We start from the raw sequence: 15,464 nt of genomic DNA on the forward strand, positions 1-15,464 counted from the left end.
GGCTTCGTACGGCCCGGTGCCGCGGTGGCCCGTCGCGCTGCGAGGATGTGAGTTCAGGAAGTTCAGCCGACCGGAACCGGTCGGCCGGGGCCGCGGGGGACTACACCTGGATGGCGCCCCGGAACAAGCAAGGGAGGAAGAACGTCATGGTGGTCACGCTCGCCAAGGGCGGCAACGTCTCGCTCACCAAGGCCGCGCCGAACCTGACGCAGGTCCAGATCGGCCTCGGCTGGTCCGCCCGTTCGACCACGGGCGCCCCGTTCGACCTCGATGCGAGCGCCCTGATCTGTGGTGGCGGGCGGGTGCTCGGTGACGAGTACTTCGTCTTCTACAACAACCTCAAGAGCCCCGAGGGCTCGGTGGAGCACCAGGGCGACAACCTCACCGGCGGCGACGACACGGGTGACGACGAGGTGGTCCTGGTCAACCTGGACCTCGTCCCGGTGCAGGCCGACAAGGTGATCTTCGCGGTCTCGATCTACGAGGCCGAGGCGCGGCTCCAGAACTTCGGTCAGGTCCGCAACGCCTACATCCGGGTCGTCAACTCGGTCGACGGCCAGGAGATCGCCCGCTACGACCTGTCCGAGGACGCGTCCAGCGAGACCGCGATGATCTTCGGCGAGCTGTACCGCTACGCGGGCGAGTGGAAGTTCCGCGCAGTGGGCCAGGGGTACGCCTCCGGCCTGCGCGGCATCGCCCTCGACTTCGGGGTGAACGTACAGTAAGGGCGAAAATCGGACTTTTCGCACCCGACCCGATCATGAGAACAGAGGGCAGTGCGGGGGTGACCTGACCGGGCCGGGCCCGGTCAGGGGCGTCTCGGGGACGAGGCCGCCCCGGCACGGCCAGAACCCGAAAGGTAGCCAACTCCCGTGTTCCTCCGCACATTCGGCTGGTCGTTCGCGATCACCGCCATCGGCCTGGTCGCGGCCGGACTGCTCTGGGGAGCCCAAGGCTTCGGCATCGTGCTGATCCTCTCCATCCTGGAGATCTCCCTGTCGTTCGACAACGCGGTGGTCAACGCCACGGTGTTGAAGCGGATGAACCCGTACTGGCAGAAGATCTTCCTGACCGTCGGTGTCCTCATCGCGGTCTTCGGCATGCGCCTGGTCTTCCCGCTGCTGGTCGTCGGCCTCACCGCGAAGCTCAACCCGGCGACGGTCATCGACCTCGCGCTGCACTCCGACAAGACCCACGAGGGCCTCACCTACGCCCAGTACCTGGAGGCGGCCAACCCGGCCATCGCGGCCTTCGGCGGCGTCTTCCTGCTGATGATCTTCCTCGACTTCATCTTCGAGGAGAAGGACTACAACTGGCTGGCCTGGATCGAGCGTCCGCTGGAGAAGGTCGGCAAGCTGGAGGCCTTCTCCAGCGTCGTCGCCCTGGTCGCCCTGCTGCTCGCCTCCAACTTCTTCGCCGGGGAGCACGCGGAGACCGTCCTGCTCGCCGGTGTCCTCGGCCTGGTCACCTACCTCGCGGTCAACGGCCTCTCCTCGATCTTCGAGTCGGGCCTGGAGGCCGAGGAGGAGCGCGAGGAGGCGGCGGAGAAGGCCGGCAAGTCGATCATGCAGGTCGGCGGCAAGGCGGCGTTCTTCCTCTTCCTGTACCTGGAGGTCCTGGACGCCTCGTTCTCCTTCGACGGCGTGGTCGGCGCGTTCGCCATCTCCGGCGACATCTTCCAGATCACCCTGGGCCTCGGCATCGGCGCGATGTACATCCGCTCGCTGACCGTCTTCCTGGTCCGCAGGGGCACCCTGGACGACTACGTCTACCTGGAGCACGGCGCGCACTACGCGATCGGCGCGCTGGCGGCGATCCTGCTGGTCGGGATCAAGTACCACATCCCGGAGATCGTCACCGGCCTGATCGGCGTCGCCTTCATCGGACTGGCGCTCGGCTCGTCGATCCTGCGCAACCGGCGTGAGGGCGCGGACGAGGAACCGGAGCTGGTCAGCACCGGCAAGTAGCCGTCCGACCGGCACGCGGAACGGCCGCCCCCGGGAATCCCGGGGGCGGCCGTTCCGTGTCGGTGGTCCGGTGGGTCCGTGGTCCGGTGCGGCCCGTTCGGACCACGGACCGGACCGCTGCTCCGCCGCGGACGCGGGGCCCGGACGCCTCGGATCAGCCCAGCTGCTGCTCGATCGCGCGCAGCTTGCGCTCCAGCGAGTCCAGCTTCGGCATCGACAGGGTGTCGTCGTCGGCCGTCAGGTCGATGGTCGAGCCGCTGCGGGACGACCCGGTGCCGGAGAGCGAGGAGGACGAGTACGAGGAGCCGACCGCGGCGCGCGGGCGGCGGCCGGCGTCCAGGGCGGCCGGCTCCGGCGAGTCGGTGGACTGGCGCGAGGCCGAGGTCGAGGTGGTGGCGTCGGAAGCCGCGGCTAGGGCAGGCTCCGTAGTGCTCGGGCCGTCTCCGGCAGCCGTGAGGGCGGGCACCTGGCGGCCTCCGCGGGCCCGGGCGAGCATGCCGCCCTGGCGGGAGATGGCCTTCAGCTCGGCCCGCTCGCGGCGGTCGGCGGTACGGGCGCGGGCCTTGGCGTCCAGCTTCGCCTGACGCTCCTCGCGCACCTCGTCGACCGCCTCGTCCAGGCTGCGGACGTTCTCCAGCAGCATCAGCGACCAGGCCGCGTAGGTCTCGCGCGGGGCGCGCAGCCAGCGGACGATGCGGATCTGCGGCAGCGGACGCGGGACCAGGCCCTGCTCGCGCAGCGCGGCCTTGCGGGTCTGCTTCAGCGCCCGGTCGAACAGGATCGCCGCCGAGATCGACATGCCGGAGAAGAACTGCGGGGCGCCGTCGTGCGAAATGCCGCGCGGGGCGTGCACCCAGTTGAACCAGGCCGAGGCGATCGCGAACACCCAGACCAGCAGGCGCGAGCCGAGAGCGGCGTCACCGTGGCTGGCCTCGCGGACGGCGAGCACCGAGCAGAACATCGCGGCGCCGTCCAGGCCGAACGGGACGAGGTACTCCCAGCCGCCGGACAGGCCCAGGTTCTCCTTGCCGAAGCCGACCAGGCCGTGGAAGGAGAGGGCGGCGGCGACACCGGCACAGCAGAACAGCAGCGTGTACGAGGAGATGCCGTAGATCATCTCCTTGCGGCGGCGGCGCTCCTCGCTGCGCTCCCAGGAGTCGCCGGACTCGTCCTTCTTCGAGTTCTTGAAACGCAGCGTCGCCATCAGGACGGCGACGAACAGCAGGGCTGCGCCGCCGACGACGGTCCAGACCAGCTGTATGGAGGTCAGGTTCATTGCGGGTCGGGCCTCGGGTTTCCGCAGGGGACAGGATCACAGCGCGACGCAGGCGGTCAGGACCAGTCGTGCGGACACTGCCTGACGGTTCGTTCGTCGCCGCACGGCATGCCCGCCGCGCTCGCGCAGGGGCGGACGGGACACCTGTGCGGCTAGACGATATCGCGTCCGAGGGGGCGGCATGTTACGGGAGGGCGGCTTCCTCCTGCCAATCGACCCGCCGGTCGGTCCGGGTTGGGTAGGGGAGGGGGCGAACGGGGTATCCGACGGCCGGGCCGATGCCCGATCATTGGTCGGCGGACCGTCAGAGCGCCTGGCGGGAGCAGGGGGGAGAGGACTGCATGGTCTCGATCTGGGAGTACCTGCGCGGGGACAAGAGCTACACCTTCGACAACCCCGGCGGTCAGCACAAGGTCACACTCACCAAGTCGGCCCCGCAGCACGCGATCACCGGGTCGGCCGCCACCACCGGCTACCTCTACGTCAACCTGCACTGGACGATGAGCTCCGGCGGCGTCCGGCCGAGCACCCGGGACTCCGTCAAGCGGTTCTTCAGCCCGCGGATCCTGCGGCCGCTGGAGCCGGACTCGCCGCAGGGCAGCGAGCCGGTGAACGTCGACCTCGACCTGGCCTGCATGTACGAACTCGCCGACGGGACCACGGGCGTGGTGCAGCCGCTCGGCGGGCTCTTCGGCGACCTCCAGAACGCGCCGTACATCAAGCTCAGCGGCGACGACCAGTACGGGGCGCCGTCCGGCGAGACGATGTACGTCAACCTGGAGAAGAAGGACAAGTTCAAGCGGCTGCTGATCTTCGTCTACATCTACGACGGCACGCCGGCCTTCGAGCAGTCGCACGCGGTGGTCACGATCGTGCCGCAGGCCGGGCCGCGGATCGAGATCAAACTGGAGGAGCGGGCCCGCGCGGCGCGCTCCTGCGCGGTGGTGCTGATCGAGAACGCGGGGGACAACCAGCTGACGGTGCGCCGCGAGGTGCGGTACGTCAACGGGTTCCAGGCGGACATCGACCGGCTGTACGGGTTCGGGATGCAGTGGCAGCGCGGGTACAAGAGCGACTGACGGCGACCGACGGTCCCGCGGCGGGGTTCCGGCCCGGGCGGGGGCCCGGGCCTGGCGGGGCCGGGGCCGTGGGGCGGCCCCGCCGGGGGCGTCAGCGAGGCTGGAACTGCGGGCCCTGCGGGGGCAGCGCGAACTCCTCGCCGGCGGGCGCCGGGGGCTGGGCCGCCGGCGGCTGCGGCGGGACGGGCGGCTGCTGGCCGGTGCCGGGCTGCGGGTAGCCGTAGCCCGCGGGGCGCTGCTGCTGCGGCGGGACGGGCTGGTTCGGCTGGGGGTAGCCGTAACCGCCCGGCTGCGGGTAGCCGTAGCCGCCGGGGGGCTGCTGCTGGGGGTAGCCGTACCCCGTGCCGGGCTGCTGGGGGTAGCCGTAGCCGGTGCCGGGCTGGTGGCCCGGGGGCGCGGTGGGCGGCGGGGGCACGGTCGGCGGGGCCGCGGGCGGCGGCGGGGCCGTCGGTGCGGGCGAGGCGCCGGTGGCGGCGACCGGGGCCGGGGTGGCGGCCGGCGGCTGGGCGGGCGGCTGGGCGGGCGGCGACTGCGGGGCGGCCGGGGCCAGGGTGAAGGTGCCCGGCTCGGGAGCGGTCGGGCGCGGCTCCGGCACCGGGGTGCTGCGCGGGTCGAGCGGGCCGGTGGGGGTGATGGCCCCGGGCGCCGGGGCCGGCGCCGGGTCGGCCTCCGCCTCGTCGTCCACGGTGATGCCGAAGTCGGTGGCGAGTCCGATCAGCCCGGAGGTGTAGCCCTGCCCGATCGCCCGGAACTTCCAGGCCCCGGACCGGCGGTACAGCTCGCCCGCGACCAGGGCGGTGACGTTCTCGGCGTCGTCGATCCCGAACTCGGCGAGCGCGGGCGCGCCCTCGCCGGCCGTGGCGTCGAAGAGCAGCAGGCGCAGTCCCGGTACCGCGCGGAACGGTCCGCCCTCGGAGGAGCCGGCCAGCACCACGCGGTCCACCTCGGCGGGCAGCTTGCCCAGCTCGACCTCGACCGTGTCGATGATCTCGGCGCCGCCGGAGGTCTGCTGCTTGGGCAGGTGGCGGACCAGGCCGGAGGGGTGGCGGGGCTGGTTGTAGAAGACGAAGTCGGCGTCCGAGCGGACCTTGCCGGTGGCGCCGAGCAGCAGCGCGGACGCGTCCACGTCCGGCGCACCGGGCGTGGCGCTCCAGCGCAGCACGGCGCGGACCGCCGCCGCCGGCAGTGCGATGTTGGCGCCCTTGGCCATCACGTGCGTCATAGCCGACCATCCTGCCTGTTCGCCACCCCTTCGGACAACGTGACCGGACCGCTCCGTGCCGGGTCGGACTTTGCCAAGACTTGCGCTTTCCGAGGTTTGCCGCCGCCGTTTCCGAGGTTCCCCGACGGTGCACCCATGATCGTCCAAGTGGACCGGGATGTTCCGGGAGTTCAGTGCCGGGGAACCGGGAGAGGTCGGATCCCGTCCGTACGATGGGCGGTCGAAAGGTCCCCGGGGGTCCGGCGCAGGGGCGTCCGGCGGAGACGTGCCCGGGAACCATGGCGCCCGGTCGGCCGGTTGACCAGGGTGCCGTCGGCAACGGGCCGGAGGCCGGTCCACTTCCTGGAGGAGAGCACCTTGCGCCATTTCGGCCACCTCGCCGAGGACGTACGCGGCCGGCTCTTCCTGGAGCAGCCGCGTCCCTTCACCGCGCGGAGCGAGCCGGAGGTGCTCGCCACCGCCCTCGGCGGCACCCTCTACAGCCCGGCCACCAGGCCCGCCCTGGCCGCCGACATCCGCAAACTCGCCGGTCGGGGTGTGGTGTCGATGGTGCTCTGCCTGGAGGACGCGATCGCCGACCACGAGGTGGACGCGGGCGAGCGGAACCTGGTCGAGCAACTGAATGACCTGGTCAAGGATTTCACCGACTGTGCACAGAGCCACCCCCTGCTCTTCATCAGGGTCCGTGCCGCCGCCCAGCTCCTCGACCTGGCCGAACGCCTCGGACCGGCCGTCGAACTGCTCAGCGGCTTCGTGCTGCCGAAGTTCACCCCGGCGAACGGCGGCGAGTACCTGGCCGCGCTGGCCGCCGCCGAGGCCGCGACCGGGCGGCGGCTGTTCGCCATGCCCGTCCTGGAGTCGCCCGAACTCGCCCACCTGGAGACCAGGCGGGAGCAGCTGTTCGGCATTGCCGAGCTGCTCGCCGGCCACCGCGAGCGGGTGCTCGCCGTCCGGCTCGGGGTCACCGACCTCTGCTCCGCGTACGGCCTGCGGCGCTCGCCCGACCTCACCGCGTACGACGTGGCGCTGGTCGCCGCGGTGATCGGGGACGTGGTCAACGTGCTCGGCCGGGCGGACGGCACCGGGTACACCGTCACCGGACCGGTCTGGGAGTACTTCCCGGTCCAGGAGCGGATGTTCAAGCCGCAGCTGCGCCGGACCCCGTTCACCGGCGCCTCGGTCTCCGCCGCGGCCGGGGCGTTCCGGGCCTCCGGCGAGGAGGTCCGCCGGCGGATCATCGAACACGACCTGGACGGGCTGATCCGGGAGGTCGAACTCGACCGGGCCAACGGCCTGCTCGGCAAGACCTGCATCCACCCCAGCCACGTGCCGGCCGTGCACGCCCTCTCCGTGGTCACGCACGAGGAGTACTGCGACGCCCGCGACATCCTCCGGCAGGAGCAGGACGGTGGCGGAGTCCTGCGCTCGGCGTACACCAACAAGATGAACGAGGCCCGGCCGCACCGTGCCTGGGCGGAGCGGGTGCTGTTGCGGGCGGAGGTGTTCGGGGTGGCCCGGGAGGACGTGAGCTTCGCGGAACTGCTGTCGGCCTGCCTGTGCGGCTGACTGTTTCCGCGGCCGAGCCCGAGCCGTTCCCCCCGGTTTCCGCAGCGCCGATATGACGAACGCACCACCGCACCATCGAAGGCAGGACCAGCAGTGACAGCAACACCGCAGACGTGGACCGGCCGGTGGGTCGCCGACCGGGCCGGAATCGCGCTGACCGGCTCCGAGCGACTCCCCGAACTCGTCGGCCTGGCCCTCCGGGAGAACCGCAAGCGCGCCCACCTGCTGGTCTCCAACGTGCTCGGCAAGCACGTGCCGCAGCGGCCCTCGGTGGTCCACGGCGCCGGGCTCGAACTCGGCCGCAGGGTCCGCCGGCTGCTCGGCGCGGAGGCGGCCGCGCGGGCCGTCGTGCTCGGCTACGCGGAGACCGCCACCGGCCTCGGCCACAGCGTCGCCGACGGCCTGGACGCCCCCTACCTGCACTCCACCCGCCGCCCGGTGCCGGGAGTGCCCCCGCTCGGCGGCTTCGAGGAGGAGCACTCGCACGCCACCTCGCACCTGCTGCTGCCGGCCGACCCCGCGCTCCTCGCCGGGGACGGGCCGCTGGTGCTGGTGGACGACGAGTTCTCGACCGGACAGACGGTGCTCAACACCATCCGCGAACTGCACGCCCGCCACCTGCGCGGGCACTACGTGGTGGTCGCCCTGGTGGACCTGCGCTCCGCGGCCGACCGGCAGCGGCTCGACCGGACCGCCGCCGAACTCGGCGTCCGGCTGGACCTGGTGGCCACCGCGAGCGGCGGCGTCGAACTGCCCGCCGACCTGCTGGAACGGGCCGAGCGGCTGATCGCTGAGGCGGCGGCGGACGCGCCTTCGCAGGCCGTCACCCCGGGTGCCGTGCCGTCGACGGCCGCCGCGCCGCTGGTCCGGGTCGAGCTGGACTGGCCCGCCGGGCTCCCGGACGGCGGCCGGCACGGCTTCACCGCCCGCGACCGCGCCCGGCTGGACGCCAGCCTGCCCCGGCTGGCCGGGCAGCTGGCCGAGGCCCTGCCCGCCGGGGCGCAGCGGGTGCTGGTGCTCGGCTTCGAGGAGCTGATGTACGCGCCGCTGCGGCTGGCCGACGCCCTCGCCGAGCGGCTCGGCGGCGACCGCGTCCGGTTCTCCACCACCACCCGCTCGCCCGTCCTGGCGGTGGACGACCCCGGCTACGCCATCCGCACCCGGCTCGCCTTCCCCGCCCACGACGACCCGCAGGACGGCGGATCGCACGAGCGCTACGCGTACAACGTCGCCCCCGGCAGCGACCCGGCGCGGCGCTTCGACGCCGTGGTGCTGGTGGTGGACGACGTGGCCGACACCCCGGCGCTGCACGAGGGTGAGCGTGCGCTGCTCGGCCAGCTGCGGCAGGTGACCGGCCGGGTGGTGCTCGCGGTGCTGCCCTCGCACCGGCCGGTGGCCGGGCCGGCCGTACGGCCCGTGTCTGCGTCGGCGTCCGTGCCTGCGTCGGCGTCCGCGCCTGCGTCGGCGTCCGCGCCTGCGTTGGCGTCCGCGCTTGCCTCGACTGCCGCGCTGCCCGTGCCCCCGTCGCCGCCCGCGCTGCTCGTGCCGTCCGCGCTGCCCGCGCCCCTGTTCGGGCCGGCGTTCTCCTCGTACCCGGCCGAGGAGGTGGCCTGGCTGCTCAAGGACCTCTCCGGGGTCGCGCTGGAAGCCCCCACCGAGGAGCGCGAGGAGGCCGTCCAGAACGGCGGCGCGCACTACGCCGAGTCGCTGCCGGTCGAGTACCAGCCCAGCCCCGAGTACCAGGAGCTGTTCCACCAGGCGCTGCGCGGCTCCGCCGGCCGGATCGCGCTCGCCGTCGGCACCGTCGCCGAGACGCTGCTGCGCGAGCGCGGTCCCGGGCTGGTGCTCGCCTCGCTGGCCCGGGCCGGCACGCCCGTCGGCATCCTGGTCCGCCGCTGGCTGTCCTTCGTGCACGGCCTGTCCGTGCCGCACTACGCGGTCTCGATCGTGCGCGGCCGCGGCATCGACCCGGTCGCGCTGCGGTACCTGGCGGCCCACCACCGCGCCGGGGACGTGGTGTTCGTGGACGGCTGGACCGGCAAGGGCGCGATCACCCGCGAACTCGCCGACGCGCTGGCCGGCACCGGCTTCGACCCGGATCTCGCGGTGCTCGCCGACCCGGGCCGCTGCGTGCGGACGTACGGCACCCGGGACGACTTCCTGATCCCGTCCGCCTGCCTCAACTCCACGGTCTCCGGGCTGGTTTCGCGCACCGTGCTGCGGCCCGGGCTGATCGGGCCGGACGACTTCCACGGCGCCAAGCACTACGCCGAACTGGCCGGGAGCGACGTCTCGGCGGCCTTCCTGGACGCGGTGGCCGCCCGCTTCGGCGAGGTCCGTGCCGCGGCGGTCGAGGGCGCCGAGCGGCTCGCCGCCGACCCGCACCGGGCGCCCGACTGGGCCGGCTGGGCCGCCGTCGAGCGGATCAGCGCCGAGTACGGCATCGACAACGTCAATCTGGTCAAGCCCGGCGTCGGCGAGACCACCCGGGTGCTGCTGCGCCGCGTCCCCTGGCGGATCCTCGCCCGGCGCGGCGCCGGTGCGGACCTCGACCACGTCCGGCTGCTCGCCGCCCAGCGCGGCGTCGAGGTCGAGGAGGTGGACGGCCTGCCGTACACCTGCGTCGGCCTGATCCACCCCCGCTACAGCCGCGGGGCGACCGGGGGAGACGGGCGTGCCGTGACCGGCGGGCGCGCCGTGACCGAGACTGCGGGGAGGGATTCCTGATGGGTGTTCTGGTGGCCAGCGACCTCGACCGGACGCTGATCTACTCCGAGCGGGCCATGGCCCTGGGCGCGCCCGACCGGCTCGCGCCACGGCTGCTCTGCGTCGAGGTGTACCAGGGGCGGCCGCTGTCCTTCATGACCGAGCGGGCCGCCGGGCTGCTCGCCGAACTCGCCCGGGAGGCCTGCTTCGTGCCGGCCACCACTCGGACGCCGGAACAGTACGGGCGGGTCAACCTGCCCGGCCCGACGCCGGACTGGGTCCCCGCGTACGCGATCTGCGCCAACGGAGGGCAGCTGCTGGTGGACGGCGTGCCGGACCGCGACTGGCGGGCCGAGATCACCGCGCGGATCGCCGCCGGCTCGGCCCCGCTGGAGGAGGTGGTCCGGCGGCTCGCGCTGTGCGCCGACCCGGAGTGGACGCACAAGCGGCAGGTCGCCGACGAGCTGTTCGCCTACCTGGTGGTCGAGCGGGCCGCGCTGCCGGCGGGCTGGCTGGCGGAGCTGACCGGCTGGTGCGCCGAGCGCGGCTGGACGGTCTCGTTGCAGGGCCGCAAGGTGTACGCGGTGCCCGCGCCGCTCACCAAGAGCGCCGCGCTGGCCGAGGTCGTGCGGCGCAGCGGCGCCGACACCGTGCTGGCGGCCGGGGACTCGCTGCTCGACGCGGACCTGCTGCTCGCGGCGGACGCCGGCTGGCGCCCGGGGCACGGCGAGCTCGCGGACAGCGGCTGGACGGCCCCCGGCGTCACCGCCCTGACGGAGGTGGGGGTGACGGCGGGGGAGGAGATCGTCCGGCGGTTCCTGGCGGGGGCGTCGGCCGTGCCGGTCGGCCCCTGACCGGGGCGATCAGGGGCGGACGGCCGACGGCCGTCGGCCGTCGGTCAGCCGCAGCAGCCGCCACCGCAGCAACCGCCCCCGCCCCCGCCGGCGGGGGCCTGCTGGGCGGCGGCCGCGCCGGTGACGGCAACGGTGGACAGCAGCTTCACGGTGTCCTCGTGGCCCTGCGGGCAGACGGCGGGGTCGTTGGCCTGGGCCATCGGGCGGCGGAGCTCGAAGGTGGCGCCGCAGGAGCGGCAGCGGAAGTCGTAGCGAGGCATACCGGCAGGGTACCCAGCGGGGTGTCCACCGGTCGCCCGGTCCGCGGATCGACTGGCTGCCGATCGCCTGGCCGACGCTCGCCCGGTCCACCGCTCGCCCGGTCCGGTGCTACCGGTGGCCGCCGAGGTCGCCGCGGATCAGGCCGATCACCCGTGCCGCCGTGTCCCGTACCGCCGCGAGCTCGGTCAGGAAGTGCCAGTAGTCGGGGTGCCGGCCGGCCGCCTCCAGCGAGGCCACCGCGCGGTCCAGCCGGGCCACCGCCTCGTCCAGCGGGGCGGCGTGCCGCGGGTCCGGCGCGGTGCGGCCGGCCATCGCCAGCCGCTGCGCGTCCCGGATCGCGAAGCGGGCGCGCTCGATCTCCCGGTTGGGGTCGTGCTGCACCTCGTTCAGCTGCCGCAGCCGGTCGTTCACCGCGAGCACCGAGCCGTCGGCGGTCTCCAGCAGCGCGCGGACCGTCCCGATCGCGGCGGTGGCACCCGCCCAGCGCTGCTCGTCCCGGGCCCGGGCGGCCTCGGCGAGCTTGCGCTCGGCGGCGCGCCCCGTCTCCGCGACCTGGTCCGGCACCCGCTGGAGGTCCTGCCAGCAGGCGGTGCTGAAGCGGCGGCGCAGTTCGCTCAGGGCGGGCTCGACCGTCGCGGCCTTGGTCTCCAGCGCCTGGATGCGGGTCCGCAGGCTCGCCACCCGCCGGTCGATCTCCCGCGCCCGCTCCGGCAGCTGTCCGGCGTCGGCGGCGATCGCCCCGGCGCGCTGCTTCACGTCGTCCGCGCGCCGCAGGGTGTCCGCGACCCCGTGCCGGGCCGGGCCCTCGTTCAGCCGGCCGAGCTCGGGCGCCAGTTCGGCCAGCCGGGCCGCCAGGTCGTCCGCCCGCAGGCCGGCGCCGCGCGCCTCGTCCAACGCGGTGGTGGCCGCGAGCAGCGCCCGCTTGGCCTGTTCGACCGCCGGGGTGACCCGCATCAGCTGCTGCTCGGCGTGCTGGACGGTCGGCTGCAGGCGGCGCAGGAAGTCGTTCAGCTCCGCCCGGGCCGAGCCGAGTTGGCCCTTCACGTCCTCCAGCCGGCGCTTGGCCTGCGCGGCCGCGCCCGCGTCCAGCGTCTCGCTGTCCAGGTTGTGGGCGTCGAGCGCGGCCAGGTAGTTCACGGTGACCTGCTCGACCCGGCCGGAGATCGCCGCCAGGTCGGCCAGCGCGCGCTGCGCCGTCTGGCCCTCCTCGGCCGCGCGGACGGTCTCCACCGCGAGCTGCACCTCGCGCTGGGTCTCCTCCAGCTCGTAGAAGGCCTCCTGGGCCGCCGCCCGGGCCTCCCGCGCCTGCGCCCGTCCGCCCTCACCGCCGCGCCGGCCCCACCAGCCGCCGCTCCCGGCCGACGCCAGTGCGACCGTCCCCAGCGCACCCGTCAGCACCACCGGCAACACCAACGCGTCGGCCAGCGCACTCCCCGCCCGACGCCGCCCCCGCCCGCTCCCGCCGGCCACCGTCACTGCGCGCTCCCTGCTCCGACCCGCTGATCCGGCCTCCATTCTCTCCGATCCCTCCACCGGCCCGTCACCCCCGCCCACCCCACGGCCCGCCCCCTTCCCGCCCACCTGCCGCACCGCCCGCCCGGGCGGCTCCACCGCCTCGCCCGGCACCCCACCGGGCACCCGGCCCACACCACCCCTCGGGACCAGGTACCCTAAGCACTTGTCGTGCGCCCACCGGGCCACGGCAGGGGGCGCGTAGCTCAGTGGTAGAGCGCTGCTCTTACAAAGCAGATGTCGGCGGTTCGAAACCGTCCGCGCCCACCCTCCGAACAGCAGGAACCAAGGCTGCGGCCCAGGCCAGGACAGGTGTCCCGGCCTGGGCCGCAGTCGTTCCGGCGATCTCGCCACGGCCTCGGACCCGCAGCGTCGATGCGGTCACCACCAGCCGCATCGCGGCGATCCCCGATGTCCGTCAGCAGCTCGGGCCCGATGCCGCCGAACGGCGGTGGCGAAGCTCGCCGCGCACCGAGGCCGGCAGCGAAGGAGCCCGGTGTCCCCGACCGCGATGGTCGGGGACACCGGGCTCACGCGGTGTCGGGCAGTCAGACCTCGATCACCCGTAGCGCGGGGTGGTCGACCGTGTTGAGGTAGAGCTTCTCCTTGGTGCCCTCCTGCTCCAGCTCGATGACCAGCCGGTACCGGTACAGGCCGGGCTTGGCGGTGCTGAGCACGGTGCCGGCCCAGTAGTAGTAGACCGGGGTCAGCGGGGAGCGCATGCGGTCGGGCATGCCGTAGATCTTGAGCTCGGTGAAGAGCTTCCGCTCGGCCACGTCCTCCTCGTCACCCAGCTCGGTGTCGAGGATCACGATGTTGTTGATCTTGGGCATGGGCGGCCAGGTGCCGTCCAGCCGCCGCTCCATGTCGATCGGGCGGATGATCCAGTTCAGCACCTGGCCCTGCTTGCAGACCGTCTCCAGCTGCCGGGTGCCCTGGCCGGACCCGCCGACGCTGTTGTCCATCATGTACATCGCGTCGCCCAGCGAGCGGTTGGCCGTGGCCCGCTCCATGTTCACGAGCGTGACGATGTTGAGCTGTACCGAGTTCAGCTGCCCGGGGTTCTGCTTGTCCGCCGAGGCGCTGCGCGTACTGGTTGTCAAGGTTCCTCCTTCGAGCGCGCCGCTCCGGGCGGTCCGCCGCCCGGAGCCGTCCGCTGCTCAGAGCTGTCAGGTGGCCTGGCCGACCAGGACGGGCGACGCAGTGGTGGTGATCGGCTCGGCCTGCGTCCCCAGCCGGAACCTGATCCGGTACGGCACCGGGGACGTGGCGTCCTTCTTCACCGTCCCGGTCCAGTAGGCGACGTCGGTGCCCGGGTACACCTGCCGGACCGGCTCGCACACCTCGGGGTCGATCACGATCCCGTCGATGGCCACGAAGGCCTCGCACTCGAGCGCCAGCACGTTCCAGAGCAGTTGGTCGCCGGCCTTGACCTTGGTCCGCAGCTCCTCGGTGCCGAAGTCGGCGGACCCGCCGGCCTTGTTGGTGTCGTACAGGTACAGGTGGCCGTGGGTGCTCTGGGACGCCAGCATGCCCACGCAGTCCACCACCGCGGTGATCGAGATCGGGCGCTTCGGCGTGGTCTTCAGCCGTGGCTTGGTGGTCATCTACTCCTCCTCGTCCTTACCGGGTCTTCCTGGGTCAGGGGCTCAGCCGAAGGCGGCCGGGGCGATCGGCAGGTAGCCCATGCCGGCCCCGGTGAAGCCGTTCCGCTTGGGCTCCGCGGTGATCCGGAGCTTCGACTCGCAAGTGAGGTTGACCGGCTCCCAGGTCCAGTCGCCTGCCCGCTGGACCAGCTCGTGGAGCTGGATCCGCATCTTGTAGCTGTAGGTCCCGGGCCGGGAGGTGTCGATCGTCGCCGACCAGTACCAGCCGTCGGTCACCAGGTCCGGGGAGCCGTACTCGGCCGGGTAGATGACCTTCTCGTCCACCGCCTCGCCGAAGATGTCGGTGATCACCGGTGCCGGGTAGTTGTGGGTGTTCTGGCCGTGGTCGGAGACCACCCGGCCCGTGATGTCCAGGACCCGCTGCCCGGACAGGGCCCGGGCGCGCGAGGTGCCGTTGACCCTGGTGCCGACGGTCTTCCGGATCCGGGCGAGCGCGGCCTCGGTGTCGCCGTTCGCCACCCCGGGCTTCTCGGTCAGCGTCGCGAGCTCCGCCAGCGCCTCCTTCTCGGCCTCCCGCGCCCGGATGGTGTGGTAGCCGCGGGGCACCGTCGGGGGGATCGAACCGAGGCTGTACGGAAGCCAGTTGAGCACCTGCTCGCCGGCCTGCGAGCCGTCGCTCCAGTAGGCGCCGTTGATCGCGGTGACCAACTCGCCGGTGCCCTGGTTCAGGGAGCCCTGGAGCTTCATGTTGTCGAACAGATAGGTGTTACCGGTCAGCGTTCGGGACTCCAGCGCGTTGCCGACGTCCACGAGCACGATGATCGCCAGTTGTTGGGCCATGCGCCCACCCTCCTTGTCGGTGTTCCGCCTACAGGCACATCAGTGCGGGCGAGTCGACGTGCAGCACGCTGTGCTCGCCCTCGTACATCTGGAGTTCCAGCCGGTACCGGTACGGCACCCCGGGCACCAGGTACGGCGGCACCACGCCGGACCAGACGTTGAGGTCCAGCTGTCCGCCCGCCACCCGGTGGCCGGCCGACGGTGCGCCGTCCGCGCCGCCCGCCGCGCCGCCGTCCGTGCCCTCGGCCGCGGACTCGACCGGGCCGGCGTGGTCGACGCCGTGCGCGGTCGCGCCCGAACCCTCGTCCGCCGGCACGAAGCTGATGCTCCGGATCTCGACGGGGGTCTGCAGGTCCACCGCCAGGGCGGACCACTGGACCACCTGGCCCGGCACCACCACGGTGCACAGGTCGGGCGTTCCCTGGTTCTTGCTGTCGAACGACCCGTCGTCGATCAGGCAGAGGTTGCCGTTGAGCAGCGTCTTGTCCGACAGCGCGCCGATCACGTCCACCACGACGGCGATGTTCACTTGCGGTTTCATACTCACTCCATTCCTCAAACCAACGTTCCGGAG

Annotated in this window: 14 protein-coding genes and 1 tRNA gene; 7 read left to right on the top strand and 8 right to left on the bottom strand. The window is 73.0% G+C overall.

The genetic code is table 11. The features are described from left to right. Positions 1–146 precede the first annotated feature (146 nt). Together AB0O11_RS03720 and AB0O11_RS03725 are read left to right on the top strand one after the other, a co-directional pair. Positions 147–725 (top strand): TerD family protein, encoded by a 579-nt coding sequence (locus AB0O11_RS03720; RefSeq protein ID WP_224284048.1) that lies wholly within the window; start codon positions 147–149, stop codon positions 723–725. Between the two features lie 147 nt (positions 726–872). After that, positions 873–1,967, top strand: a complete 1,095-nt coding sequence (locus tag AB0O11_RS03725) for a DUF475 domain-containing protein (protein ID WP_363381389.1) — start codon at positions 873–875, stop codon at positions 1,965–1,967. A 154-nt stretch (positions 1,968–2,121) separates the two neighbouring features. Here AB0O11_RS03725 and AB0O11_RS03730 read toward each other — a convergent pair whose 3' ends face one another. Beyond that, positions 2,122–3,243 carry a DUF2637 domain-containing protein gene (locus AB0O11_RS03730; protein ID WP_363381391.1) on the bottom strand — a complete coding sequence of 374 codons (1,122 nt, stop codon included), beginning with the start codon at positions 3,241–3,243 and terminating at the stop codon, positions 2,122–2,124. Positions 3,244–3,584: 341 nt separating this feature from the next. On the opposite strand from AB0O11_RS03730, the gene AB0O11_RS03735 reads away from it, so the two are divergent. Then, a complete protein-coding gene (locus AB0O11_RS03735; protein WP_363381393.1) occupies positions 3,585–4,322 on the top strand; it encodes a Tellurium resistance in 738 nt (245 codons plus the stop codon). 91 nt (positions 4,323–4,413) lie between these two features. Here AB0O11_RS03735 and AB0O11_RS03740 read toward each other — a convergent pair whose 3' ends face one another. Beyond that, complete coding sequence (locus AB0O11_RS03740; protein WP_363381395.1) at positions 4,414–5,544, bottom strand: TerD family protein; 1,131 nt, start codon at positions 5,542–5,544, stop codon at positions 4,414–4,416. A 357-nt stretch (positions 5,545–5,901) separates the two neighbouring features. Between AB0O11_RS03740 and AB0O11_RS03745 the strand changes: the two genes are divergently transcribed. The 3 genes from AB0O11_RS03745 (at position 5,902) to AB0O11_RS03755 (ending at position 10,670) form a co-directional block, all read left to right on the top strand. Next, positions 5,902–7,110: an HpcH/HpaI aldolase/citrate lyase family protein gene (locus tag AB0O11_RS03745; RefSeq protein WP_363381397.1), complete on the top strand. Its 1,209-nt coding sequence runs from the start codon at positions 5,902–5,904 to the stop codon at positions 7,108–7,110. A 93-nt stretch (positions 7,111–7,203) separates the two neighbouring features. Then, a complete protein-coding gene (locus AB0O11_RS03750) occupies positions 7,204–9,837 on the top strand; it encodes a phosphoribosyltransferase (RefSeq protein ID WP_363381398.1) in 2,634 nt (877 codons plus the stop codon). Continuing rightward, positions 9,837–10,670, top strand: a complete 834-nt coding sequence (locus tag AB0O11_RS03755) for an HAD family hydrolase (protein ID WP_363381400.1) — start codon at positions 9,837–9,839, stop codon at positions 10,668–10,670. Before AB0O11_RS03750 ends, AB0O11_RS03755 begins: the two co-directional genes overlap by 1 nt. A 44-nt stretch (positions 10,671–10,714) precedes the next feature. Here AB0O11_RS03755 and AB0O11_RS03760 read toward each other — a convergent pair whose 3' ends face one another. Together AB0O11_RS03760 and AB0O11_RS03765 are read right to left on the bottom strand one after the other, a co-directional pair. Then, entirely contained in the window at positions 10,715–10,930 is a 216-nt protein-coding gene (locus AB0O11_RS03760) for a zinc ribbon domain-containing protein (RefSeq protein WP_363381402.1), read from the bottom strand. Positions 10,931–11,039: 109 nt separating this feature from the next. Continuing rightward, positions 11,040–12,446, bottom strand: a complete 1,407-nt coding sequence (locus AB0O11_RS03765) for a hypothetical protein (protein WP_363381404.1) — start codon at positions 12,444–12,446, stop codon at positions 11,040–11,042. A gap of 192 nt (positions 12,447–12,638) precedes the next feature. Between AB0O11_RS03765 and AB0O11_RS03770 the strand changes: the two genes are divergently transcribed. Then, a tRNA-Val gene (locus AB0O11_RS03770) sits at positions 12,639–12,710 on the top strand. A 281-nt stretch (positions 12,711–12,991) separates the two neighbouring features. On the opposite strand, the gene AB0O11_RS03775 is transcribed toward AB0O11_RS03770, so the two are convergent. From AB0O11_RS03775 to AB0O11_RS03790, 4 genes are all read right to left on the bottom strand, one after another. Beyond that, positions 12,992–13,546, bottom strand: a complete 555-nt coding sequence (locus AB0O11_RS03775; RefSeq protein ID WP_363381406.1) for a hypothetical protein — start codon at positions 13,544–13,546, stop codon at positions 12,992–12,994. Between the two features lie 66 nt (positions 13,547–13,612). Continuing rightward, positions 13,613–14,050: a hypothetical protein gene (locus tag AB0O11_RS03780; protein ID WP_363381408.1), complete on the bottom strand. Its 438-nt coding sequence runs from the start codon at positions 14,048–14,050 to the stop codon at positions 13,613–13,615. A 42-nt stretch (positions 14,051–14,092) separates the two neighbouring features. Next, a complete protein-coding gene (locus AB0O11_RS03785) occupies positions 14,093–14,890 on the bottom strand; it encodes a hypothetical protein (protein ID WP_363381410.1) in 798 nt (265 codons plus the stop codon). A 28-nt stretch (positions 14,891–14,918) separates the two neighbouring features. After that, positions 14,919–15,431: a hypothetical protein gene (locus tag AB0O11_RS03790; RefSeq protein WP_363381412.1), complete on the bottom strand. Its 513-nt coding sequence runs from the start codon at positions 15,429–15,431 to the stop codon at positions 14,919–14,921. Positions 15,432–15,464: the final 33 nt, after the last annotated feature.

Origin of the sequence: Kitasatospora sp. NPDC093102, assembly GCF_040683915.1 — a bacterium.
GTDB lineage: Bacteria > Actinomycetota > Actinomycetes > Streptomycetales > Streptomycetaceae > Kitasatospora.

Bases quoted from the DNA above. Each gene is read 5' to 3' on its own strand.
- AB0O11_RS03720 (WP_224284048.1), top strand. From the start codon at position 147: ATGGTGGTCACGCTCGCCAAGGGCGGCAACGTCTCGCTCACCAAGGCC.
- AB0O11_RS03730 (WP_363381391.1), bottom strand. From the start codon at position 3,243: ATGAACCTGACCTCCATACAGCTGGTCTGGACCGTCGTCGGCGGCGCA.
- AB0O11_RS03735 (WP_363381393.1), top strand. From the start codon at position 3,585: ATGGTCTCGATCTGGGAGTACCTGCGCGGGGACAAGAGCTACACCTTC.
- AB0O11_RS03740 (WP_363381395.1), bottom strand. From the start codon at position 5,544: ATGACGCACGTGATGGCCAAGGGCGCCAACATCGCACTGCCGGCGGCG.
- AB0O11_RS03755 (WP_363381400.1), top strand. From the start codon at position 9,837: ATGGGTGTTCTGGTGGCCAGCGACCTCGACCGGACGCTGATCTACTCC.
- AB0O11_RS03760 (WP_363381402.1), bottom strand. From the start codon at position 10,930: ATGCCTCGCTACGACTTCCGCTGCCGCTCCTGCGGCGCCACCTTCGAG.
- AB0O11_RS03765 (WP_363381404.1), bottom strand. From the start codon at position 12,446: ATGGAGGCCGGATCAGCGGGTCGGAGCAGGGAGCGCGCAGTGACGGTG.
- AB0O11_RS03780 (WP_363381408.1), bottom strand. From the start codon at position 14,050: ATGACCACCAAGCCACGGCTGAAGACCACGCCGAAGCGCCCGATCTCG.
- AB0O11_RS03785 (WP_363381410.1), bottom strand. From the start codon at position 14,890: ATGGCCCAACAACTGGCGATCATCGTGCTCGTGGACGTCGGCAACGCG.
- AB0O11_RS03790 (WP_363381412.1), bottom strand. From the start codon at position 15,431: ATGAAACCGCAAGTGAACATCGCCGTCGTGGTGGACGTGATCGGCGCG.